General features: G+C 68.1%; 21 protein-coding genes and 1 tRNA gene. 8 read left to right on the top strand and 14 right to left on the bottom strand.

Features of this window, described 5'->3' with window-relative positions; translation table 11 throughout:
* Positions 1–124 precede the first annotated feature (124 nt).
* Entirely contained in the window at positions 125–2,971 is a 2,847-nt protein-coding gene (locus LK996_RS02770; protein WP_230525647.1) for an EAL domain-containing protein, read from the top strand.
* Between the two features lie 84 nt (positions 2,972–3,055).
* On the opposite strand, the gene LK996_RS02765 is transcribed toward LK996_RS02770, so the two are convergent.
* Both LK996_RS02765 and LK996_RS02760 read right to left on the bottom strand, forming a co-directional pair.
* Positions 3,056–3,640 carry a TetR/AcrR family transcriptional regulator gene (locus tag LK996_RS02765; RefSeq protein ID WP_230525646.1) on the bottom strand — a complete coding sequence of 195 codons (585 nt, stop codon included), beginning with the start codon at positions 3,638–3,640 and terminating at the stop codon, positions 3,056–3,058.
* Between the two features lies 1 nt (position 3,641).
* Positions 3,642–4,067, bottom strand: a complete 426-nt coding sequence (locus LK996_RS02760) for a nuclear transport factor 2 family protein (protein WP_230525645.1) — start codon at positions 4,065–4,067, stop codon at positions 3,642–3,644.
* Positions 4,068–4,531: 464 nt separating this feature from the next.
* On the opposite strand from LK996_RS02760, the gene LK996_RS02755 reads away from it, so the two are divergent.
* On the top strand, positions 4,532–5,995 hold the full coding sequence (locus tag LK996_RS02755; protein ID WP_230525644.1) for an aldehyde dehydrogenase family protein: 1,464 nt from the start codon (positions 4,532–4,534) through the stop codon (positions 5,993–5,995).
* A gap of 59 nt (positions 5,996–6,054) precedes the next feature.
* Here LK996_RS02755 and xseA read toward each other — a convergent pair whose 3' ends face one another.
* Positions 6,055–7,398, bottom strand: coding sequence for an exodeoxyribonuclease VII large subunit (gene xseA / locus LK996_RS02750; RefSeq protein ID WP_230525643.1), 1,344 nt, complete (start codon positions 7,396–7,398; stop codon positions 6,055–6,057).
* A 137-nt stretch (positions 7,399–7,535) separates the two neighbouring features.
* Between xseA and ispG the strand changes: the two genes are divergently transcribed.
* Entirely contained in the window at positions 7,536–8,768 is a 1,233-nt protein-coding gene (gene ispG, locus LK996_RS02745) for a flavodoxin-dependent (E)-4-hydroxy-3-methylbut-2-enyl-diphosphate synthase (RefSeq protein WP_230526813.1), read from the top strand.
* On the opposite strand, the gene LK996_RS02740 is transcribed toward ispG, so the two are convergent.
* Entirely contained in the window at positions 8,753–10,111 is a 1,359-nt protein-coding gene (locus LK996_RS02740) for a cryptochrome/photolyase family protein (protein WP_230525642.1), read from the bottom strand. The genes ispG and LK996_RS02740 overlap by 16 nt on opposite strands.
* 48 nt (positions 10,112–10,159) lie before the next feature.
* Entirely contained in the window at positions 10,160–11,047 is an 888-nt protein-coding gene (locus LK996_RS02735; RefSeq protein WP_230525641.1) for a hypothetical protein, read from the bottom strand.
* On the opposite strand from LK996_RS02735, the gene LK996_RS02730 reads away from it, so the two are divergent.
* The 3 genes from LK996_RS02730 (at position 10,937) to LK996_RS02720 (ending at position 14,928) form a co-directional block, all read left to right on the top strand.
* Positions 10,937–12,394 carry an FG-GAP-like repeat-containing protein gene (locus LK996_RS02730; protein ID WP_343225844.1) on the top strand — a complete coding sequence of 486 codons (1,458 nt, stop codon included), beginning with the start codon at positions 10,937–10,939 and terminating at the stop codon, positions 12,392–12,394. The two genes, LK996_RS02735 and LK996_RS02730, sit on opposite strands and share 111 nt — an antisense overlap.
* A gap of 74 nt (positions 12,395–12,468) precedes the next feature.
* Complete coding sequence (locus LK996_RS02725) at positions 12,469–14,139, top strand: FG-GAP-like repeat-containing protein (RefSeq protein ID WP_230525639.1); 1,671 nt, start codon at positions 12,469–12,471, stop codon at positions 14,137–14,139.
* A gap of 69 nt (positions 14,140–14,208) precedes the next feature.
* Positions 14,209–14,928, top strand: a complete 720-nt coding sequence (locus tag LK996_RS02720) for a M15 family metallopeptidase (RefSeq protein ID WP_425493695.1) — start codon at positions 14,209–14,211, stop codon at positions 14,926–14,928.
* Here the strand turns inward: LK996_RS02720 and LK996_RS02715 are convergent.
* The 8 genes from LK996_RS02715 to rnd form a co-directional block, all read right to left on the bottom strand.
* The gene (locus LK996_RS02715) at positions 14,893–15,945 is read right to left on the bottom strand and encodes a serine hydrolase domain-containing protein (protein WP_230525638.1); all 1,053 of its coding nucleotides are present in this window, start codon (positions 15,943–15,945) and stop codon (positions 14,893–14,895) included. The genes LK996_RS02720 and LK996_RS02715 overlap by 36 nt on opposite strands.
* Positions 15,946–16,069: 124 nt before the next feature.
* On the bottom strand, positions 16,070–16,540 hold the full coding sequence (locus LK996_RS02710) for a GNAT family N-acetyltransferase (protein WP_230525637.1): 471 nt from the start codon (positions 16,538–16,540) through the stop codon (positions 16,070–16,072).
* A 60-nt stretch (positions 16,541–16,600) separates the two neighbouring features.
* Entirely contained in the window at positions 16,601–16,909 is a 309-nt protein-coding gene (locus LK996_RS02705) for a hypothetical protein (protein ID WP_230525636.1), read from the bottom strand.
* The gene (locus LK996_RS02700) at positions 16,909–17,382 is read right to left on the bottom strand and encodes a DUF6491 family protein (protein ID WP_230525635.1); all 474 of its coding nucleotides are present in this window, start codon (positions 17,380–17,382) and stop codon (positions 16,909–16,911) included. The genes LK996_RS02705 and LK996_RS02700 overlap by 1 nt, the downstream gene beginning before the upstream one ends.
* 10 nt (positions 17,383–17,392) lie before the next feature.
* On the bottom strand, positions 17,393–17,851 hold the full coding sequence (locus LK996_RS02695) for an outer membrane lipoprotein (RefSeq protein WP_230525634.1): 459 nt from the start codon (positions 17,849–17,851) through the stop codon (positions 17,393–17,395).
* On the bottom strand, positions 17,848–18,309 hold the full coding sequence (locus tag LK996_RS02690; protein ID WP_230525633.1) for a DUF6491 family protein: 462 nt from the start codon (positions 18,307–18,309) through the stop codon (positions 17,848–17,850). The genes LK996_RS02695 and LK996_RS02690 overlap by 4 nt, the downstream gene beginning before the upstream one ends.
* Positions 18,310–18,451: 142 nt before the next feature.
* A tRNA-Ala gene (locus LK996_RS02685) sits at positions 18,452–18,527 on the bottom strand.
* Between the two features lie 90 nt (positions 18,528–18,617).
* Entirely contained in the window at positions 18,618–19,715 is a 1,098-nt protein-coding gene (gene rnd / locus LK996_RS02680; protein WP_230525632.1) for a ribonuclease D, read from the bottom strand.
* A 117-nt stretch (positions 19,716–19,832) separates the two neighbouring features.
* Here rnd and LK996_RS02675 point away from each other — a divergent pair, with 117 nt between their 5' ends.
* Both LK996_RS02675 and LK996_RS02670 read left to right on the top strand, forming a co-directional pair.
* Positions 19,833–21,668 (top strand): formylglycine-generating enzyme family protein, encoded by a 1,836-nt coding sequence (locus tag LK996_RS02675; RefSeq protein ID WP_230525631.1) that lies wholly within the window; start codon positions 19,833–19,835, stop codon positions 21,666–21,668.
* A 28-nt stretch (positions 21,669–21,696) separates the two neighbouring features.
* On the top strand, positions 21,697–22,593 hold the full coding sequence (locus tag LK996_RS02670) for a M48 family metallopeptidase (protein WP_230525630.1): 897 nt from the start codon (positions 21,697–21,699) through the stop codon (positions 22,591–22,593).
* 129 nt (positions 22,594–22,722) lie between these two features.
* Here the strand turns inward: LK996_RS02670 and phbB are convergent, their stop codons facing one another.
* The gene (gene phbB / locus LK996_RS02665; protein WP_230525629.1) at positions 22,723–23,463 is read right to left on the bottom strand and encodes an acetoacetyl-CoA reductase; all 741 of its coding nucleotides are present in this window, start codon (positions 23,461–23,463) and stop codon (positions 22,723–22,725) included.
* Positions 23,464–23,522: the final 59 nt, after the last annotated feature.

The following is a 23,522-nucleotide window of genomic DNA, read 5'->3' as shown; positions in this document are numbered from 1 at the left end:
ATCGGTTCATGAGACCCGCATCAGGCCTCCCTCCGGAGGGGCGCTACCAACGGCGTGAAGGCTGTATGCTCGGGTCCATGTCTGGGGGGACGACGTAAACGTGCGCAGCCCGGAGTTGGCTGGAATGACGGGGTCCGCGGCGCAATCCGCAGGACCGGCGCTCGCGCGCTCGGTCCGCGAAGTGTTGCCGGCCGACGCCCGCGTCGTGGTGTGCTGGCGGGATTCCGGCGGCGACGCCTATTCGGCGGACGACGCGGCACCGGCGGCACTGGTCGCGCGCGCGCTCGCGATGCTCGGCACCAAGGGTCGCGCCCGCGACGCCGAGATCCTCGATCACTGGACCACCGAGCAGGGTTGCGAAATCGTGCTGGCCGCGCAGAGCGCGTCGGGCGTGGTGACGCCGTTGCGCGATGCGTGGCAGGCGATGGCGCGGCGCGCGGTCGCGGCATCGCTCGAAGCCTGGCAATCGCGCTCGCGCATCGCGACGCTCGAGAAGAGCGAACGCCTGCAGCAGGCGCTGTACGAGATCGCCGACCTCGCAGGATCGCAGCTCGAACTGCACGAGATGCTGCGCCGCATCCACGCGGTGGTCGGCGGGCTGATGTACGCCGAGAACTGCTTCATCGTGCTGTACGACGAGATGCGGCAGACGCTGCGCTTCCTGTATTTCGCCGACCGCCACGATCCCTACATCGCCGACCCCTCGCACGAGATCGGCGTCGCCGAAGTCCCGACGAGCCTGACGATGGCGCTGCTGCGCCACGGCGAACCGCTGCTCGGTCCCTCGGCCGCGCTGCGCGCGCGCCTGCAGATCCCGCACGATCCGACCCACGGCCCCGATTCGGAAGACTGGCTCGGCGTGCCGATGCGGCGCGAAGGCACGGTGTGCGGCGCGATCGTGGTGCAGAGCTACGAACATCGCGCGAGCTACAGCGACGAAGACCGCGCGCTGCTGTCGTATGTCGCGCAACACATCCTCACCGCGCTCGATCGCCGCCAGGCGCGCAGCGAACTCGAACGCCGCGTCGAAGAACGCACGCACGCGCTGCAGGAAGCCAACCGCGTGCTGCAGGCGGAGATCGTCGAGCGCCAGCGCGCCGAACGCCTGCAACGCGCGCTGTTCCGCATCGCCGAGTTGTCGATCACTTCCGAAACGCTCGAGCGCTTCTACGCCGAAGTGCACGACGTGGTCGGCGAACTGCTGTACGCGCGCAACTTCTACATCGCGTTGCTCGCAGGCGACGGCGACGAACTCGAATTCCCGTACACCATCGACGAACGCGACCCGCACCGCCCGCGCCGCAAGTTCGGCATGGGCATGACCGAATACGTCATCCGCACCGGCCGTCCGTGCCTCGCCGATCGCCAGGCGATCGAAGCGCTGGAACGCGAGGGCAAGGCGAAGACGATGGGCACGCTGTCCTACAACTGGCTCGGCGTGCCGCTGTTCCGCGACGACGCCGTCGTCGGCGTGATCGCGGTACAGAGTTATTCGCCGGCCGTCGCGTTCACCCAGCGCGACCAGGAACTGCTGACGTTCGTCGCGCACCACATCGGCAGCGGCCTGCAGCGCAAGCAGGCCACCGAAAGCCTGAAGGCCGCGCACGCCGAACTCGAACGCCGCGTCGAAGAACGCACGCGCGAACTCGCCGCGGCGAACGCCGAGCTGATGGCGCAGATCGGCGAGCGTATGCACGCCGAACGGCGCCTCACGCACCAGGCGCAGCACGACGTCCTCACCGGCCTGCCGAATCGCGTGCAACTGCTCGAACGCCTCGGTCACGCGATCCAGCGTGCGCGCAGCGGCGCCGATGAAGGGCGCACGTTCGCGGTGCTGTTCCTCGATCTCGATCGCTTCAAGCTCGTCAACGACTCGGTCGGTCACGCGGTCGGCGACGAATTGCTGATCGAAGCCGGCCGCCGCATCGTCGCAGCGGTGCGCGGCGGCGACACGGTCGCGCGCCTGGGCGGCGACGAATTCGCGATCCTCGTCGAGCAGATCGACGGGCAGGAAATGGCGGAAGAACTCGCCGGCCGCGTCCTCGGTGCGCTCGGCGCGCCGGTGTGGATCGCAGGTCGCGAACTGTTCCCGACCGCGAGCATCGGCATCGCCCTGTGGCTGCCGCGCTATCGCAACGGCGAAGACATGCTGCGCGACGCCGACGCCGCGATGTACCGCGCCAAGGGCGCCGGCCGCGACCGCAGCGCCGTGTTCGACGAAGCGATGCGCGACGAAGCCACGCGCATCCTCGACCTCGAAGCCGACCTGCGCCGCGCGATCAACGCCGACGCGTTCGAACCGCACTACCAGCCGATCGTGCGCATCGCCGACGGCGCCGTGCTCGGCCAGGAAGCGCTGCTGCGCTGGCGCCACGAAAAGCGCGGCATCCTCGCGCCGGGCGAATTCATCGGCGTGGGCGAGGACAGCGGCCTGATCGAACAGGTCGACTGGCTGCTGTACGCGCGCGTGATCGCGGACATGGCGAAGTTCCCGGCCGACGGATACGTGTCGGTCAACGTGTCGCCGCGGCATTTCCGTTCGCCGGATTTCGCCGAGCGCCTGCTCGGGTTGCTGGAGATGTCGAACGTCGATCCTGGGCGGTTGCGCATCGAGATCACGGAGGTGGCGCTGTTCGATGATGCGCCGCGTGCGTTGCGCACGTTGAGCGATCTGCGTCGCCATGGTGTGCTCGCGTTGCTCGACGACTTCGGTACGGGGTTCTCGGCGCTGTCATATTTGCATCACTTCCCGATCGAGTGTTTGAAGATCGATCGGAGCTTCATCGCGGGGTTGTCGACGGCGCAGCCGGAATCGCTTGCGGTGATTCGCGCGATCCTGGCGTTGGCGGGGACGTTGAATATCGACACGATTGCCGAGGGCATCGAGACCGAGGCGCAGCGCGATGCGTTGATTGGGCTTGGGTGCGTGAACGGGCAGGGCTATTTGTTCGGGCGGCCCGTCGCGCGGTGAGCAAAAAAGGGGGTCAGAGCACCATTTCGCTCCGAAATGGTGCTCTGACCCCCTTTTTTGCTGCCCCCTTTTTTGCCCCTGCTTCTACTTTCGCGCGGCTTGCACCAGCGCACGAATCATGAACCGCTTCACCTTGCGCGCCTCCGCATCGTCGACACGCAGCACATCCTTGAAGACGAGCATCGCTTCGGTGCCGATCACGAGCGCGAGCGATTTCGCGAGCAGCTTGTAATCAGCCGGCTTGAACTCGGCGCGCGCGGGTTCGAGCGCAGCTTCGATCAACGGCGTTCGCCGGTTCTGGCGCTTCGGGACGCTCTCGTCGCCGGCGGCCTGGCGTTGCAATGAATGCACGAGCATGGTGCGCAGCGCATGTTCGTTCGTGCCGATCACCGACGAGAGCGCATCGTCGATGCGTTCCAGGCGCGCGACCGGGTCCGCGTTCGCGCCCTTCAGGATCGCATCGGCCTCCGGCACTTCGACGTCGACCGAGGCTTCCGCCAGCAGGGCTTCCACGCCGGGGAAATAGCGATAGGCGGTCGCGCGCGAGACCATCGCCGCTTCGGCGACTTCGTCGAGCGTGGGCGTGCGGCCCTGCTGCATGAGCTTCGCGGCGGCGGCGAGCAGATCCTTGCGCGTGCGTTGGCGCTGGTTGGGGCGTCCGTCCGGCATGTCAGTCGCCCTGCGGCAATTGCTGGAGGATGGAGGCGAGGTCCAGCCACACCTGTTCGCGCTGGATGTCGCCGCCCTCGCTGAACTCCATGACGTGCAGCAGGCGGAACTCGAGCGGGCGATCGCGGCCTTCGAGGCCGAACGGACGGCCCGGCGCGCGGCCGCGCCACAGCGACTCGTCTACGAGGAAATTGTCGCCGTGCATGCGTCGCAGCGAGCGCACTTGTCCATGCGAGAGGTCGGCGAACAGCGATTCGTAGAAGCCGCGCGCGTTGTCGCGACCGAACGTGGGACCGGTGGGGAAGCCGACGATGTCGTGTTCGGCGTCCTGGGCGAGGGTGGCCAGCACGCCTGCGACATCGTCGCGCGCTTCGTAGCCGAAGTGCTCGTCCATCCGGCGGTTCATCTGGGCGGGGGTGAGGGGCATGGGCGGGCTCTCGTCGTGGGACGGTGGTGATACTAATGCGACAGGAGTCTCACGAAAAGACATACGTCTACGTTTGCCGACGAACGGCGCTGCTCAGCCGCTCCCAGGAGCGCTTCCTCCCAGGGGAAACGAGGGTCGCGACCCGTAACGATCCGGTTGGGAACCCCAACGATGCCCGTCGCAACCCTGCCGATGCCCATCGCAACCGCATCGAAGCCCTTCGCAACCCCATCGATGCGCTTCGCAACCCCATCGATGCCGGTCACAACCTGATGCGACGCCCTCCGCAACCCCATCGATCCCCTCCGCAACCCCATCGATGCCCTCCGCTACCCCACGGATGCGCTTCGCCACCTCAACGATGCTGTTCGCGACCCCATCGATGCCCTGCTCAGCTTCGCGTGATTGGCATTGCGACAGTCGGGCTGCACTATGGCGCGAAGGAATTGCTCCATGAGGCAGACATGGCGAAGCAGAAGCACGGACTCGCGAAACGCGCTCTGGACAAGCACTACCCCTGCTATCTGGCGAACGCGCCCATCGCGGGCGCCTCCGAACTCGACGTCCTCGACAAGTTCACCGGTGAGCGCGCCACGCGCGTCGGGTTCGCCGACGCGACGCTGATTCGCAAGGCCATCGTTGCCGCGCACAAGGCGCGCGGACCGATGGCGGAGTTTCCGCCGGACAAGCGCCGCGACGTCCTCGAGCATTGCGTGCGCCGTTTCACCGAGCGCCAGGAAGAACTCGCGCTCGCGCTGTGCATCGAAGCCGGCAAGCCGATCCGCGATGCGCGCGGTGAAGTGACGCGGCTGATCGACACGTTCCGCATCGCCGCCGGCGAAGCCACGCGCAGCGAAGGCGAGACCATCGAACTGCAAATCTCCCCGCGCACGCGCGGCTATCGCGGCATGGTCAAGCGCGTGCCGATCGGCGCGTGCTCGTTCATCACGCCGTTCAACTTCCCGCTCAACCTCGTCGCGCACAAGGTCGCGCCTGCGCTCGCGGCGGGCTGTCCGTTCGTGCTGAAACCCGCGGCGAAGACGCCCGTCGGCGCGCTGATCATCGGCGAGGTGCTCGCGGAGACGGATCTGCCGCGTGGCGCGTTCTCGATCCTGCCGTGCTCCAACGAAGACGCGAGCCTGCTCGTCGAGGACGAGCGCATCGCGTTGCTGAGTTTCACCGGCGGCCTCGTCGGTTGGGACCTCAAGGCGCGTGCGGGCCGCAAGAAAGTCGTGCTCGAACTTGGCGGCAATGCCGCGTGCATCGTCGACGAAGATCCGGGCCAGCCGCTCGACAAGGTCATCGAGCGCATGGCGTTCGGCGCGTACTACCAGTCGGGCCAGAGCTGCATCAGCGTGCAGCGCATCCTGGTGCACAAGTCGCTGTACGCGAAGTTCCGCAAGCAGTTCGGCGAGGCGGTGTCGAAACTGCGCATGGGCGATCCGAAGGACGAGAAGGTCTTCATCGGCCCGATGGTCGACGAGGAAGCCGCGAAGCGCATCGAGGCGTGGATGGATGCGGCCGTCGCCGGCGGCGCGAAGGCGATCGTGCGCGGCAATCGCAAGAAGAACATGGTGCCCGCGGCGTTGTTCGAGAACGTGCCGCGCACGAGCGACCTTTATCGGAAGGAAGCATTCGGCCCCGTGGCGTTGCTCGAACCGTTCGACGATTTCGAAGACGCGATCAACGGCGTCAACGACAGCGACTTCGGTCTGCAGGCCGGCGTGTTCACCGGCTCGCTCGCGCACACGATGCGCGCGTGGGATGCGCTGGAAGTCGGCGGCGTGATCGTGGGTGATGTGCCGAGCTTCCGCGTCGACAACATGCCGTATGGCGGGGTGAAGCTGTCGGGGCTGGGGCGCGAGGGGATTCGCAGCGCGATCCGGGACATGACGGAAGAACGGCTGTTGGTGGTTCGCGACGTCTGAGCAAAAAAGGGGGTCAGAGCACCATTTCGCCGAGCGAAATGGTGCTCTGACCCCCTTTTTTACTCGTCCGGCGCGATCACCTTCAACGGCAACTGCCCATCGCCCAGCCTGGCCGAAACGCGATCGCCCACCCGCGCATCCTGCACGCTGCGAACGATTCGCCCATCCTCGTGCTGCAGGATCGCGTAACCACGCGCCACCGTCTTCAACGGGCTCACCGCTTCCATCGATCGCGCGAGTCCGCGCAGATGCACCTGGTCATGCCGCAACCGCCGCATGATCGCTGCCTGGGGGCGCGGCCGCAGCGACTCCAGCCGCTGGCGGAGCAGGGCGATCCGCCGCTTCGGCGCCATCGTCCGCAACACCGCGTCGGCATGGCGCAACCGTGCATGCAGGCGTTCGAGTTGCTTGCGGAACGCATGATCGAGGCGACGCTGCGCTTCCAGTTGGCGCCGGCAAAGCAAATCCAGTCGCGCGCGCGGCCGCAAAGCATGCAATCGCAACGCCGCACGATCCGCGCGCTGCGCATCACGATGCAATCGATGCGACATCAAGCGCGACGAACGCCGCTGCAATCCCTGCAACCGCAACGCAAGATCGTGCCGACTCGGCGCCAGCAGTTCCGCCGCCACCGACGGCGTCGGTGCGCGCAAGTCGGCGACGAAATCGCTGAGGCTGAAGTCGGTCTCGTGTCCGATCGCCGACACCACGGGCACCGGCGATTGCGCGATCGCGCGCACGAGGCGCTCGTCGTTGAACGCCCACAGATCCTCGAGCGAGCCGCCGCCGCGCGCGAGCAGGATCGCGTCGTAACGCTCGGATCGATACGCACGTTGCAGCATCGCGACGATCTGCGCCGGCGCGCCTTCGCCCTGCACGGGCACCGGCAGTACGTCGACATGCATCAGCGGGAAACGGCGCGACAACACGCTCAACACGTCGCGCACCGCTGCACCGGAAGGCGACGTCACCACCGCGAGGCGTCGCACGAACGCAGGGAGCGGTCGCTTGCGCTCCGTGTCGAACAACCCTTCGGCGGTGAGTTTCTGCTTGAGTTCCTCGAACGCGCGGCGCAACGCGCCTTCGCCGGCTTCCTCCAGCGAGTCGAGGATGAGCTGATAGTCGCCGCGCGCTTCGTACAGCGTGAGGCGGCCGCGCGCGAGCACGCGCAGGCCTTCGCGCGGGACGAAGTTCAGCCATTGGCTCTTCGGCTTGAACAGCGCGCAGCGCACCTGGGCGCGCGCGTCCTTCAGCGTGAAATACAGGTGCCCGGAGCCGGGCCGCGAGAGGTTGCCGAGCTCGCCTTCCACCAAGACCGACGGGAAGCTGCCTTCCAGCAGGTCGCGCGCCAGCGCATTGAGCTGGCTCGGGGACAGGACCTGGCGGGCGTCGTCGCGGGGCATGCGGGGGCCGGAGGCGGCGGGACACGGTAGCGCAGGCGGGCGTTCGGGTCACGCACGGTAGAATGCGGGTGCCCCTATCAAGCAAGCCGTCGATGCCTGCCGCCAACGCCTCCGTCCTTCCGCTTCCCTGCGCCGACATGTTCGGCCCGTCGCCGCGCCGCAACACGCGGCAGGTGCGTGTGGGCGGCATCGCGGTGGGCGGCAATGCGCCGGTCGTCGTGCAGTCGATGACCAACACCGACACGGCCGATGTCGCCGCGACGACGAAGCAGGTCGCCGAACTCTGGCGCGCGGGCTCCGAGCTCGTCCGTGTCACCGTCAACACGCCCGAAGCGGCGGCCGCCGTGCCGCGCATCGTCGAGAAGCTCGAGATGATGGGCGTGCACGTGCCGATCATCGGCGACTTCCACTACAACGGGCACCAGCTGCTCGCCGGCGAACCGGCGTGCGCGCGTGCGCTCGCGAAGTACCGCATCAACCCGGGCAACGTCGGCTTCGGCAAGAAGAAGGACGTGCAGTTCGCGCAGCTGATCGAGTTTGCGATCGCCAACGACAAGCCCGTGCGCATCGGCGCGAACTGGGGTTCGCTCGACCAGGCGCTCGCTGCGCAATTGATGGACGAGAACCACGCGCGCGCCGAGCCGTGGGATGCCGCGCGCGTGCTGCGCGAGGCGCTGATCCGTTCCGCGCTCGACTCCGCCGAGCGCGCCGTGCAACTCGGCCTTCCCGCCGATCGCATCGTGCTCAGCGCGAAGGTCAGCGGCGTGCAGGAACTCATCGCCGTGTATCGCGAACTCGCCACGCGTGGCGACTACGCGCTGCACCTCGGCCTCACCGAAGCGGGCATCGGCAGCAAGGGCATCGTCGCCTCCAGCGCCGCGCTCGCGGTGCTGATGCAGGAAGGCATCGGCGACACGATCCGCATCTCGCTCACGCCGGAACCCGGCGCGTCGCGCACGCAGGAAGTGATCGTCGCGCAGGAACTGCTGCAGACGCTCGGCCTGCGCGCGTTCACGCCGATGGTCACCGCATGCCCCGGTTGCGGGCGCACGACGTCGGAGTTCTTCCAGGAACTCGCCAAGGTCGTGCAGACGCACGTGCGCGAGAAGATGCCGGAATGGAAGATCAGCCACCCGGGCGCGGAGAACCTCACGCTCGCGGTGATGGGCTGCGTCGTCAACGGCCCCGGCGAATCGCGCCACGCGAACATCGGCATCTCGTTGCCCGGCACCGGCGAAGCGCCGGCCGCGCCGGTGTTCATCGACGGCGAGAAAGCGAAGACGCTGCGCGGCGACAACATCGCGCAGGAGTTCGTCGCGATGATCGACGACTACGTCGACGCGAAGTTCGGCGCTCAGCGCCGCGCGTAGGCGGCGAGTGCGGCCTCGCGCGCGGTCGCGAGGTCGATGATCGGTGGCGGATAATCGGGCGTGCCGAGTTCCGGCACCCACGTGCGGACGTACGCGCCGTCGGGATCGAATCGCTTCGCCTGCAACGTCGGATTGAAGATGCGGAAGTAGGGCGCCGCATCCGCGCCGGTGCCCGCGACCCATTGCCAGCCTAGCGTGTTGTTGGCGAGGTCCGCATCGACCAACGTGTCATGGAACCACCGCGCGCCATGCAACCAGTGCATGCGCAGGTGCTTGGTCAGCAGGCTGGCGACCAGCATGCGCACGCGGTTGTGCATCCAGCCGGTGTGCCACAGTTGGCGCATGCCGGCGTCGACGATAGGGATGCCGGTGCGGCCGGTCTTCCATGCATCGAGTTGCGCATCGTCGACGCGCGCCCAATCGAAATCGTCGAAACGCGGATCGAGGTTGTGGTCGGTCGTGCGCGGGAAGTGGTGCAGCAGGTGGTGCGCGAACTCGCGCCAGAACAGTTGGCGCAGGAACGCGATGCGCGCGTCCTTCGGCGCATCGGACTGCGCGATCGTGGCGTAGACGCGCGCGATCGAGACTTCGCCGAAATGGAGATGCGGTGAGAGGCAGGACGTGCCTTCCATCGCCGGGAGGTCGCGGCCTTCGGGATATGCGGCAACCTTCGGTACGAACGCGCGCAGTGCGTCGCGCGCGCCTTGTTCGCCGGGTGTCCAGTGCGACCAGAACGTGCGATTCCATGCGTGTTTCGGCGCGGGCAGGAGCGCATCGATCGCGGGCGCATCGATCGCGTGCGCAGCAGCATCATCGAACGCCACGGGCGGTAGATGCGCGGGCGCATCCCACGTCCGCGGCGTGCGCATGCGCGCGATCGCGGCCTTGAAGAACGGCGTGAAGACCTTGTACGGATCGCCGGCCTTCGTCGCGACGTCCCACGGTTCGACGAGCAACGCGCCGTTGTGGCTTTCGGTGTGCAGGCCCGCGCGGCGCAACGCGCGCTTCAACTCGGTGTCGCGACGCTCGATCGCGGGTTCGTAGCGGCGCGTCCAGAAGATCGCTTCTGCGCCGGTCGCCGACGCGAGGCGTTGCAAGGCCGCAAGCGTCGGCCCGCGCACGCAGGTCAAGTGCGAGCCGCGTGCGCGCAGCGCCGCATCCAGCGCTTGCAACGAACGTCGCCGCCACGCATCCGACGCCGCCCCCGGCGCCCAATCGCCTTCTTCCTCCGGTGCATGCACGTACACCGGGATCGGCGCGTACTCCTGCGCCAGCGCCGCCTGCAACGCAGGCTGGTCGTCGAGGCGGAGGTCGTCGCGGAACCAGACGAGGGCGGCAGGCATCGCCCATTGTCGCGGGCTTGCGCGCGCAGGCGCGTCAACGCGGCGTCGTCAACGCGCGTCCAACGCGTAGCGCACCTGCAGCCGGAAAGAGAGCATCGGATCGTTGTCCGGCGAGTCGGTCGTCGGCCGCACCACGGTCAGCGGCACGTACAGCACTTCGGCCGCCAGGCCCCAGCCGTTCGGCAGTGCGCGGCCCACGCCAAAGGCGAGGTAACCGACGTCGTCGGTGGCGGTGAGTCGCGAGCGATCGCGGAAGCCGAAGGTCAGCGCATCGACCTGCACTTCGTTCTCCATGCGCACGATGCCGCCGGTGAGGTGCCAGGTCCACGCTCCGTGTTGCAGCGCGGCGGTGGATTCGAGGCCGTAATAGTTCAGATGGAGCGTGTCGCTCGACGGCGCTTCGCAACCGTAGGGGTTCGCGACGAAGTCCCGGACCCCCGCCAGCGCGGCCGGGCAGGTGACGTCGCCGACGACCGCGCCGTGTTGCCCGAACGCGCGCAGCGACACGACGATGCCGTCCTTGTCGACCACGCGCTTCGACAGCGCCGCGGCCCACAGGTCGCGCGGCTTCGCGCCATCGATCTCGACCGGTGGCGTCCACGCCAGCTCGCCGACGAACCCCCACGGCAGGCCGATGAACCCGCGCACTCGGCCGAAGACCGGCGACTTGTTCAGGTCCTCGTTCTTGACCCCGTTGAACCCGACCACCCTTTGTTCGGCATTGAGGTGCGGCACTTCACCCAGTTCGACGGCCACTTCCCACTGGCCGGGTGCGAGCGCGGGGGTCGGGCCGAAAGCGGTCATCAGCGTCGAGGCAGTCATGTAATGCATGGCCCACGCTTCGAGCCGGTCGCCATCGAGGACTTCGTCGTTCCGGATGACGTCGGACTGGGCCACGGCCGCCAAGGGCGCTGCGGCGAGCAGCAGTGCACTCATCACGCGAAAAGACGAGGTCGGCATATGCGCACGGATACCCGGATGGAGCGGCACAGGTTCAACAGGACCCGCAGGTGGCTGGCGTGGGCGCTTGCCTGCGCGATGTTGGGGGCCGTCCCGGCGCTGACGTTGCCTGCGACCGTGTCGGCGGCCAATCACACGGTGCGGGCGAATCCAATGACGTTCTCGCCCAACGATCTCACCATCGTCGCCGGCGACACGGTCACCTTCGTCAACGGCGGCGGGTTGCACAACGTGCGTTCGGAGAATGGTTCCATCACATCGTTCCGCTGTGCCGTCGGATGCGACGGCAACAACGGCGACCCCAGCACCGACCCCTGGACTGCCGTGGTGAGGTTCCCGACCGCCGGCACGATCCGTTACTTCTGCGAAATCCATGGCGCGCCGGGCGGTGTCGGCATGTCCGGCATCATCCGCGTGACCGCGGCGCCGCCTCCGCCTCCGCCTCCGCCTCCGGCGTATCGCCCCTATGCCGACTTCAATGCGGACGGACGTTCCGACCTGCCGTGGCGCAACATGCAGACCGGCGTCAGCAGGATCTGGCGTTCGGCCAACTCGGGTTCGTCGATCGCATTGGCGACCGTCAGCAATCTCTCGTGGCGCATCGTCGGGATCGGCGATTTCGACAACAACAACGTGGCCGACGTGTTGTGGCGCAACTCGGGCAACGGCGTCAACGTGATCTGGCGCTCGGCGAACGCAGCGACGCAGACCAGCCTGGCCACCGTGCCCAACCAGCAATGGAAGGTCGTGGGTGTCGGCGACTTCAACGCCGACCGGCGCTCCGACATCGTGTGGCGCAACGACGTGACCGGCGCCAACACGATCTGGCTGTCGGCCAATGCCGCGACGCAGATGCACGTGACGACGGTGACGAACCTGCAATGGCGGATCGTCGGCGTGGGCGACTTCAACCGCGATGGACGCAGCGACCTGCTGTGGCGCAACGTGGCCACCGGCGCCAACACGATCTGGCGCAGCGGCAGCTCGGCCACGCAGCAGTACGTGACCACCGTCGGAATCGCGTGGCAGGCGGTTGGCGTCGGCGACTTCAACGGCGACGGCTTCTCCGACATCTTCTGGCGGCACACCGGTGGCGGCAACATCATCTGGCGTTCGGCCAACGCGCAGTTGCCCATCTACGCGGCGACCGTCACCAACCAGGCATGGCGCATCGTGGCGATCGGCGACTTCAACGGCGACCGCAGGTCGGATGCGGTGTGGCGCAACGCGAGTTCGGGCGGCAACACGATCTGGCTGTCGGGCAACGGCTCGACGCAACAGGCGGTGTCGGCGCTCCTGGCGCCGTGGGCGGTCGTGCCCTGAGTTGCGCCCGCGAACTTTGAACCCGACCCGCACCTGCCGGTATGCAGGTGCAGGTCGGGCCAGGAGTTCGGCACATGGGTACGCAGGCACGCAAGACGGGGCGGCGATTCGGATCGACGCTGCGCTTCGGCGCACTGGCCGGCGCGATGGCGCTGGTGGGCATGATCGGATCCGCGCAGGCGACCTTCCACCTCGTCAAGATCGTCGAGATCTTCCCGGGAACCGCGGCATCCCCCAACGCGCAGTACATCGTGTTGCAGATGTATGCGAACGGGGAAAACCTCCTTGGTACCCATCGCTTCACCTACTACAACGCGGCCGGCCAGGCGACGTCCACGTTCACCTTCCCGTCGAACGTGGCCAATGGCATGGCCCAGGCGAAGATCCTGATCGCAACGCCCGAGGCGCGCACGTTCTTCAACGTGCAACCGGACTTCACGACGACGCCGCAGCTCCTGCGTGCGGGCGGCAAGATCTGTTACGCCGACACGATCGATTGCGTCGCATGGGGCAACTACACCGCAGGCAGCGCGGGCGTGGGCGTGCCCTTCAACGCCACCGGCGGCGGGCTGCTTGCGGGACGCGCGGTGGTCCGCAGGCTCGACATCTTCGCCGGCATCCCCGACGACGGTTATGGCGGCGGTGGCGTTCCTGGATCGACGACGACCCTGGAAGGACAGGACGACACCGACAACAGCGCGAACGACTTCCGCTTCGGCACGCCGGCCCCGCGCAACAACGCAGGCCAGGTCGGCACGGTCCCCGCGGCGACTTGCGGCAACGGTCGCACCGAAGGCCTCGAACAATGCGACGACGGCAACACCCTCAACGGCGATGCGTGCAACAGCACGTGCGCGGCGGTGACGACGCCGACCTATCGCGCGTACGCGGACTTCAACAACGATGGCCGTTCCGATCTGCCGTGGCGGCACACGACGGGCGGCTACAACACGATCTGGCGATCGGCCAACGCGGCGACGCAGCAGGGCGTGACCACCGTGCCGAACGTGGCATGGCGCATCGTGGGCGTCGGCGACTTCGACAACAACGGGCAGGCGGACCTGCTGTGGCGCAACTCGGCGACCGGCACCAACCTGATCTGGCGCGGCGCGAATGCCGCGACGCAGACCGGCGTGTCGACCGTGGGCAACCTGCAATGGAAGATCATGGGCGTCGGCGACTTCAACGCCGACCGTCGGGCGGACATCGTGTGGCGCAACGACGCCGGCGGATTCAACACGATCTGGCTGTCCGGCAACGGCGCGACGCAGATGTACGTGACGTCGGTGACCAACCTGCAGTGGCGCATCGTCGCCGTGGCCGACTTCAACCGGGACGGGCGCAGCGACCTGCTGTGGCGCAACACGGTGACCGGCGGCAACGTCATCTGGCGCAGCGGTTCGGCATCCCTCCCGCAGGCGGTGGGGGCCCTCGTCCCTCCGTGGCAGCTGGGAGGCGTCGGCGACTTCAACGGCGACGGCATCGCCGACATCTTCTGGCGCAACGGCACGACCGGCGGCAACGTGATCTGGCTCTCGGGCAATGCGGCGACGCGGATGTTCCCGCCTAGCATCACCAACCTGGCGTGGCGCATCGTCGCGATCGGCGACTACAACGGCGACCGCAAGTCGGATGTGCTGTGGCGCAACCAGGCCGCCGGTTCGAACACGGTCTGGCTGTCGGGCAATGCGGCGACGCAGATGCATGTGTCGACCGTGTCGTCGGCGTGGGGCGTCGTTCCCTGACCGTCCCCGCGCACTCCCCGCCGTGCCCGCCTCGCGCTAACGTAGGCGGACACGAGGGGAGGAGCGCCGATGACGGCATCGTTGCGTTGGATGGCCGCCGCATGCGCGCTTGCGCTGGCGGCATGCGCGAGTACGCCGCAAGGCCCGACGATTTCCACGGCGACCACGCCGGAGGCCGCGGGCCTCGTCGACATCCGCGCGCTGGTGCCCGACATCGACCTCGACATGCGCTACGCGGGCGCGAACAACTTCACCGGCGCGCGCGTGGAGGGCTACGACGCGGCGCGCTGCTTCCTGCTGCGCCCGGCGGCCGAAGCGCTCGCGCGCGTCGAACTCGCGTTGCGCGAAGAGCACCTGCGCCTGCGCCTCTTCGACTGCTACCGGCCGGTGCGCGCGGTGCAACGTTTCGTGCAATGGGCGCATGCGCCGGAAGACGGCACGACGAAGGCCGCGTACTACCCCACGTTCGACAAGCCCGCGTTATTGGGCGACTACATCGCGCCGACGTCCGGCCACAGCCGCGGCGCGACGCTCGACCTGACGCTGCTGCAATGCGATGCGCACCTTGCCGCGTGCGAGCCGCTCGACATGGGCACGACGTTCGACTTCTTCGACACGCTCGCCAACACCGATTCGCCGAAAGCCACGGACGCGCAACGCGAGAACCGCCATCGGCTGCGCGACGCCATGGAGTATGGCGGCTTCCGCAACTATCCGATGGAGTGGTGGCACTTCACGCTGGATCCGGAACCGTCACCGGGCGTGGCTTACGACGTCCCCATTCGCTGATGCGTCCACGGCGGATCCGTCCAGGAACAACGCACCGATCTGCTTCGCCATCGCGTAGGGCTCCGGATCGTTGCGATTGGTGAGCACGACGACGGTGAGATGCCGCTGCGGCCAGCGCACGATCACGTTGCGGAAGCCGACCGTTTCGCCGGAATGCCACACCGTCTCGCCGGTGATGCGCCAGCCGAAGCCGTATTCGACGTCGGCTTCGTCGGTCTTCGTCGCGGGCGTCCAGGCTTGCGTCCACATCGCGCGCGGGAGCAGGCGTTCGTCGTAGAGCGCGGCGTCCCATTTCTGCAGATCGACGATCGACGAATAGATGCCGCCGTCGCCGAGCACTGCGCTCGTGGTGCTCTGGTCCGTGCGCTGCCAGCGGCCATCCTCGAAGGTGTAGCCGAACGCGCGATGGGCGACGGTCGAGATGCCGTCCTCGTACGCGACGGTGTCGCGCATGCCGAGCGGCGCGAAGATGCGCGCGTGCAGGAAGTCCGCGTAACGCTGGCCCGACGCTCGCTCGACGATCAGCGACAGCAGCGCGTAACCGCTGTTGCTGTAGCGATACGACGTGCCCGGCGCGAAGTAGTGCTTCGATTCCTTCGCGAGCAGCGCGAGCACGCCGCTGTCGTGGATCTGCGAGGTGTCGGCGGGATCCATCAGGTCTTCGTAGTCGATCAGCCCCGAGGTGTGCGTGAGCAGGTGACGGATCGTGATCGCATCGTCGGACGCCGGCAGCGACGGCAACCAGCGTCGCACCGGATCGTCGATCGACAGCTTGCCGTCCCGCGCGAGCAGGAGGATCGCCGCCGCGGTGAACTGCTTGCTGACCGACGCGAGGCGATAGTTGGTCTGCGGCGTCACCGGCGTGTTCGCTTCGAGGTCGGCGAAGCCGTAGCTCCGCTGCACGATCGCCTCGCCATCGCGCACGACGAGCACCGAAGCGCCGGGGCCGTGGCCTGCGTAGTCCTGCATCAGCGCATCGACGCGCGACGTGGGCGACGCAGGCGACGTGGTCGACATGGACGGGCCTCCGGTGGCGCAGCCAGCGAGGAGGGCGAGGGTGCCGAACATCAGGGTGGGCAGGCGCATCGGGCGATGGTACGGCTGCTTTCGCGCGCCGCCAAATGCCGTGGCAACCGGTGCCTCAGACGGCGGGCGTGCGCAACGTCTTCGCCAGGCGCACCGCATCGATGCGCGCGTCGTAGTACCGCGCGACGACGTCCTGCACGCGGTAGCCCTGGTTGCGATAGAACGCGATCGCGCCGGGGTTGTCCGCGCGGCATTCGACGTCGATGCGTTCGATGCCTGCCACGCGCGCCGCGTCTTCGAGCCACGCGAGCAGGTGGCGCCCGAAGCCGCGGCGCCGCTGCGTCGCCTGCACGCCGAGCAGCACGAGGTGCGCGGTCGTGTCGGCGTAATCCATGATCGCGAACGCGTGCATCTCGTCGTTCGCATGCGCGACCGCCACGTTGGTGGTCCTGCTGCGAATCGCGGCGAGGATGCGTGCGGGCGTGTAGCGCCAGCGCAGGCCGTGTTCGATGGCGTCGCGCGAGAGGGCGGCGATGGCCTGCGCATCGGCGGTGGTGGCGAGGCGGATGGTCGGGAGGACTTGCACGCCCGGAGCTTACGCCTGCATCAACGTCAGTGCGCCTGCATCAACGACCTTGCGCCTGCATCAACGCGGCGGTTTCGCAATGCACTTGCCGTCGTCGCCGCTCCACGTTTCGCCCTTCGCGCACTTGCGTTGCAGGCGCGATGGATCGAGCGATCGACACGTCTTCGCAGCTTCGTCGCATGCCTTCTTCGCCGAACACATCGGGCGCGGCGCGGGCATGCACATCTGGTTGCCGGGATTGCCTTCGCAACGTTCGATGCCGTTGCACCACGAACCGTCCTGGCAATCCTCGTCGCTGACGCAGCTTTGCGCGTAGGCGCTGCCGGCGCACAGGAAAACGAGCGCGAGGATCGCGGAGCGAATCGCCATCAGGTCGAGGGCGTCTCTTCCGGTGGCGCCTCGCTGCGTTCGATGTATTGCGCTTCGCGCAGTTCGCGCTTGGCTTCGCGCAGCGCCGTGCCGTCGATGGGGCGGATCGTTTCGATGCGGCACGACCTGGCCATGGCGCCAGCGGCAGGGCTCACGACCACGCTGTCCAGTCGCGCGCCGACGACGCCCATCGAGTTGGTGATCGAGATGCGCGCGGCGGGGCCCAGGCCGGAACATCGGCTGCGCAGTTCGAGGAGATGACCGCGGTTCGCGCTCGTCCACACCGCCAGCGCCTGGTCGCCGAGCGGCGTCCAGTTCTGCATGCCGGGCATGCGTTCGAGGCGGAACGAACCGGTCGGTTCGCCCGCGTGCTCGCGATACAACGCGAGGCGCTCTTCCGTGGTCAGCGTCGGGCCGGTCGCGCACGCAGCGAGCGTGGCGACGAGCACGAGTGCAGGAATCGCTTTGCGCATGATGTCGCCCTCAACGCGAGACGCGCGTGGTTGTTCCATCCGACGAAACGTGGACACGATCGCCGACGCGGAAATCGTTGGCCGAGCCTTCCTGCGTGACGGCGATCGTGCGGCCCGCATCGAGTTGAACGGTGATCTCGACGCCGGGGCGCGCGCCGCGCCCCATCGCGCTTCCCGCCGCGCCACCCGCCGCTGCACCCGCGACTGCGCCCGCGGTGTTCGCGCGCGTTCCGCTGCCGAGCGTGCTGCCCGCGATGCCGCCGAGCACGGCGCCGGTCCACGTGGCGACACCACGTGCATCGTTCTGGATGGTGATGTCGCGCATCGCCTCGATGGTGCCCCATTCGACGGTGCGCGCAGTGCCGACCTCGGAGCGGTTGAAGGTCGACGGCGAGGTATGCGTGGCGCATCCCGAAGCGGCGACCAGGCCCAGTGCAAGCAATACGGCGTTGGCTACGTTGCGGTTCATTCCGGCGGTGCCTCGCTGCGTTCGATGGCCTCGTACTCGCGCATTTCACGCTTGGCTTCGCGGATCGCGTTGCCGTCGAGCGGACGGATCGTCTCGATCCGACAAGCGTTGACGCCCGCCACCGATCCGGTAGCGCCGCGCGTGACCACGCTGTCCATTCCCGCGGTGACCGTGCCCATGGAATTGGTGAACGCCAGGCGCGGGGAACTCGACATGCGCGGGCACGGATTGCGCAGTTCGACGAGGTGGCCGGTCGTCGGCGTCGCCCACACCGCAAGCACCTGGTCATCCAGCGGTGTCCACTGCCGCATGCCGGTGCCGGGGAGGGTGATGGACGCGACGGGCTCGCCAGCGTGCTGGCGGTAGAGCGCCACGCGGTCCTCTGCGCTCATCGTCGGGCCGTGCGAACAGGCCGCGAGCGTCGCGACCAGGAACATCGAAGGAAGGGCTTTGCGCATGGTCGCGACCTCGTTTGTTCTGCGTTGGGGGAAAAGCCAAGCGACAAACTGAGATGTGAATACGCCCGCTTTGGTAAAGGGGCGGTGACAGTCGCGTGATGAGCGGACAAAAAAGGGCCGCTTGCGCGGCCCTTTCGATTCGTGGTGGAGCGGAGGAGGATCGAACTCCCGACCTTCGCATTGCGAACGCGACGCTCTCCCAGCTGAGCTACCGCCCCACGAAGTCGCGCAGTATACGGAGCGCGTCGATGGCTGCCAAGCGGGGTGAAGGGATCCGCATCGCCGATGCGCGACGCGGCGCGTCCCGTTCAGTTGCCGGCGGCGGCCAGCAACGGTTTCAGGCGCGCTTCGAGTTGCTGGCGGCGCCAGCCGGACAACGCGCCGGGCCAGTCGTGCCCGTCCAGCAGCGCTTCGAGCCAACGCCGCGAGGCGAGGACGCCGTCGGGCAGGCCGAGTTCGCGCGCGATCTCCGCGGTCGTGTCCTGCAGGCGGCGCAGCGCGGCCTTGTCGCGCTCCTCGGAGCGCGGCGGCGGTGCTTCCGCTTCGTCGGGGAGCGGCGTGACCAGTGCGGCCCACAGCGCATCGACCAGGCTGCGCGGCGATTTCGGAATCGCATCGAGCTGGCGCTTCAGGCCGTCGCGATCGATCGGCGGATTGCGCGCGAGCAGCGTCGCCAGTTCGTTGTCGAGGATCCAGCTGCGCGGGCGGTCGCTGGTGCGTGCGTAGGCGTCGCGCCAGCGCAGCAATCGCAGCAGGCGATGCTGGCCGTCGGTGTCGAGGAACTGCGCGGCACGCAACGACAGATGCGGCCAGCGATCGCCGTTCTCGTCCGCGCCCTGCGACAGGCGCGCACTGTCTTCGTCGAGCCACGCGCGGCGACCGAGTGCGTCGAGTTGTTCGGACAACGCGCGATATAGCGCATCGAGATGCACGACATCCTGCGCGGCGTAATGCAGTTGCGAATCCGACAACGGGCGTCGCAACCAGTCCGAGCGCTGCTCGCCTTTCTCGAGCGTCACGCCGAGCATTTCCTGCACGATCTTCTGGTACCCCATGCCCGCGCCGATGCCCGCGAGGCCCGCGGCGATCTGCGTGTCGAACAGCGGCGCGGGGGCGACGCCGCACGCGCGCTTCAACGCGACGACGTCCTCCGAAGCGCTGTGCATCACCTTGAGCACTTCCGGATCGGTGAGCAGCGGAACGAGCGCGGCATTCATGCCGGGCACCAGCGTGTCGGCGAGGAGCACGACGGGCGCGCCGTCGGGACCGTCGAAGGCGAGCTGCGCGAGTGCCAGTTGCGGCCAGTACGTGCGTTCGCGGATGAACTCGGTGTCCAGGCCCACGCGGGCGGGGCGGTGTGCCAGTCGCGCCGCGAGGTCGGCGGGGTCGGAAATCCAGTGGTGCACGGACAGGCTTGTGAAAAGGAATGACCGCCAGACTATCATCGTCGCGGCGCACCCCCACGGACCTTCATGACGGCTTCCCGTACGACGGCCCCTGCCTCCCGGCTCCTGTCACTCGCGATGCCGCTGTTTGCGGGCACGGTCCTGGCGGCGGCCTGCGCGCTGTCGGCCTGCGACGGCAAGCGCGGCGCGCCCGACACGGGGCCCGACGGTGCTGCGCGCAATCCGCTGGTCACCATCAGCGGCGAAGGCGCCGTGGTGGTGCCCGCGTGGCAGCCGCCGCAGGTCTTCATCGCCGAAGGCGACGAACCGAAAGTCATCGCCGAAGCCGAGACCGCGCTGCGCGAGCTGCGCCTGTTCGGCGGTCCGCGCGATGCGATCCCGTTGCTGCTCGAACTGCATGCGCGCATGCCGGACGATCCGCGCGTCGCCGCACTGCGCGAACGCGCGAACGCCGCGCTCATCGCCGAAGGCGACGCCGCGCTCGCGCGCATGGACAGCGATCCCGAAGGCCTGGTGCGCGCGCACCAGGTCGGCGAAGTCGGCCGCACCGCGGCGCACGAAGACCCGGCGATGCGCGCGTACCTGACGCGCATCGATCGCGCGGATCAGTCGATGCAGCTGGATCATCGCGGCGAACGCGAGCTGCAATCCGGACGTCTCGGCGACGCGCCCGGCGAACGCGGCGCGTTGCAATACTTCCGCGAAGCGATGGAACGCCGCCCCGGCGACGCACGCGCGGCGCAAGGCATCGCCGCGGTCGAAAGCGCGCTGATCCGCCGCGCGGAAGAGGCCGCATCGAAGAACGACTTCGCAAGCGCCGAACGCTGGCTGCAGTCCGCCGCGAGCGTGCGCCCCGGCATGGAGACGGTCGAAGACGCCCGCCAGCGCATCGCGATGCAACGCCGCGCGCGCGTGCGCGAACTGCTCGACCAGGGCATGGCCGCGTCGCTGCGCGAGAACGGCCTGCCGCAGGCGCGCCGCACGCTGTCGGACATGCTGCGCATTGCCGCGCCCGGCGACCCGGCCGCGGCGGAACTGCGCGCGCGCATCGACCAGGTCGCGCACTACGGCCTGTTCCGCGCCGGGCAGGTGTTCACCGATGCGTTGCGCGCGGGCACGCGCGGGCCGCCGATGGTGGTGGTGCCGCACGGTGGCTTCCGCATGGGCGCGCGCGATGGTGAAGAGGGCGCGTCGCCGTCCGAACGCCCGCTGCACTACGTGCGCTTCGATCGCGGCTTCGCGATGTCGCGCACCGAAACCACCGTCGGCGAATTCCGCCGCTTCGTGCAGGCCACCGGCTATCGCAGCCGCGCGGTGCGGCGCGGGCATTCGATCGTGTACGCCGAGCGCACCGGCAACCTCGTGCGTCGCAGCGGCGTGGATTGGCGCCACGACTTCGAAGGCAAGCCCGCGCGCGACGACATGCCGGTGCTGCACGTCAGCGCGCGCGATGCCGAAGCGTATGCGCAGTGGCTGTCGCAGCAGACCGGCGAGCGTTACGGCCTGCCGAGCGAAGCGCAATTCGAATACGCCGAGCGCGCGGGCAGCGAGGGGAGCCTCGCGTGGGCCTCTCGCGTTCCGCCGTCCTTCGCCGGCAACCTCACCGGCGGGCACGATCGCTCGCCGACGGGACGCCGGTGGCGCAACGCGTTCGAGGGTTACGGGGACGGCTTCTGGGGTCCGTCGCCGGCCGGCCGCTTCCCGTCCAATGCATTCGGCCTTCACGACCTGAGCGGCAACGTCAGCGAGTGGGTCGCCGACTGCTGGCACGAAGGCTATCGACGCGCCCCCGCCGACGGCCAGCCGTGGGTCAACCCGGGCTGCCGCCAGCGCGTGATCCGTGGCGGATCGTGGGCGAGCGCACCGGCGCAGGTGCGCTCGGCCTGGCGATTGTCGACGGATGGCGACACGACCAACGCGCGGCTCGGGTTCCGCCTCGTGCGCGAGCTCTGATCCGCCCCCGACTGCAAGGAGCTTGGGAATGGCGACCGATCCGTATGGCAACCAGGGACAGCCGCGTCGGCGCGGCATGGGATTCGGCGGCATCCGCTGGTGGGTGTTGCTGTTGTTCGCGGGTTACGCGGGGTACTACTGGATATCGAATCGCAGCACCGATGCGCTGACCGGCGAAACCGTGCTGATCGACAAGAACATTTCGCCCGAGGACGAGAAACAACTCGGCCTGCAGGCGTGGGACGAACTGCTGCAGACCGAACGCCCCGTCTCGCCGAACGATCCGAATGCGAAAGCCGTGCGCGACATCGCATCGCGCCTGATCGCGAAGATCGGCCCGGTGTCCGACTCGCTCGCCGCCGAACACGGGCTGACGGCGCCGCACATCGAGAAGACCTTCGACTGGGACGTGAACCTGCTCGAATCCGAGCAGGTCAACGCGTTCTGCCTCCCCGGCGGAAAGATGGCGGTGTACACCGGCCTGCTGCCCGTCGCGCAGAACCAGGACGCGATGGCGGTGGTGATGGGCCACGAGATCACGCACGCGTTGCTGCGCCACGGCGCGCAGCGCATGTCGGAACAGAAACTCGCGCAAATGGGCCAGATGGCCGGCGCGATGAGCGGCATGGACCAGTCGCAGATGCAGGCGGTGATGGCCGTGTACGGCTACGGCCGTGCGCTGCCTTACGCGCGCAAGCAGGAAACGCAGGCCGACGAGATGGGCCTGATGCTCGCGGCCGCGGCGTGCTTCAACCCGAAGGAAGCGATCCCGTTGTGGGAGCGCATGGGCCAGGCCAGCGGCGGCGAAGCGCCGCCGGAATTCTCCTCCACGCACCCGAACCCGGGCACGCGCATCCAGAACCTGCAGGCGTTGATGCCGAAGGCGATGGAGTATCGGAAGAAGTTCTGCGAGACGGCGCAGTAACGAAGAGCGGGAAACGAAAAGCGGGAAACGGGAAAGAAACGTTCGCTTCGGCCGACGGGACCTTCAGCCGAAGCAGAGACTACCTTCCCGTTTCCCGCTCTTCGTTTCCCGTTTCCCTTTTCCTTTTCGTCAGAAGCTCATGAACAGCCCGCCATTCACCGGGATATTCGCCCCCGTGATGAATCCGGCTTCGTCATTCGTCAGGAACTCGACGGTCCGCGCGATTTCGCTCGGCTTGCCGAGTCGGCCGACCGGCACGCTCGCGACGATCTTCTCGCGCACGTCCTCCGGTACCGCCATCACCATCGCCGTTTCGCAGTAGCCCGGCGACACGCTGTTGACGGTGACGCCCTTGCGCGCGACTTCGCGCGCCAGCGCCATCGTGAAGCCGTGCATGCCGGCCTTCGCGGCGGAGTAGTTGGTCTGGCCGAACTGGCCGGTCTGGCCGTTCACCGAACTGATGTTGACCACGCGGCCGAAGCCGCGCGTCGTCATGCCGTCGATGACGTGGCGGCACATGTTGAACACGCCGTCGAGGTTGATGTTCATCACCGCGTCCCAGTCGGTGCGCTCCATCTTGCGCAGCGTGGTGTCGCGGGTGATGCCGGCGGCGTTGACGAGGATGTCGATCGGGCCGAGTTGCGATTCGACCTTGCGCACGAGGGCGGCGCAGGCATCGAAGTCGCCGACGTTGCCGGCTTCGAAATGCACGTCGAGCCCCGCGACGTCTTCGCGGAACTGCGCGATGCGGTCTTCGCGCGCGCCGAGGTCGGCGGCGACGACGGTGCGCCCGGCACGGGCGAGGGTCTTGCAGATCTCGGTGCCGAGACCGCCGATGCCGCCGGTCACGACGGCCACGCGCTTGTTCATGGGATTCCCGTGGATGGTGCAGTGCAACAGGCCGGCAGCGTGCCAGCCCGGCAGGGGTG

The sequence above is a fragment of the Noviluteimonas lactosilytica genome, from assembly GCF_020866925.1.
In the GTDB taxonomy this organism is placed as follows: Bacteria; Pseudomonadota; Gammaproteobacteria; order Xanthomonadales; family Xanthomonadaceae; genus Noviluteimonas; species Noviluteimonas lactosilytica.
The sequence above is the reverse complement of the archived record's forward strand: the minus strand, read 5'-3'. Positions and strand labels throughout refer to the sequence as shown.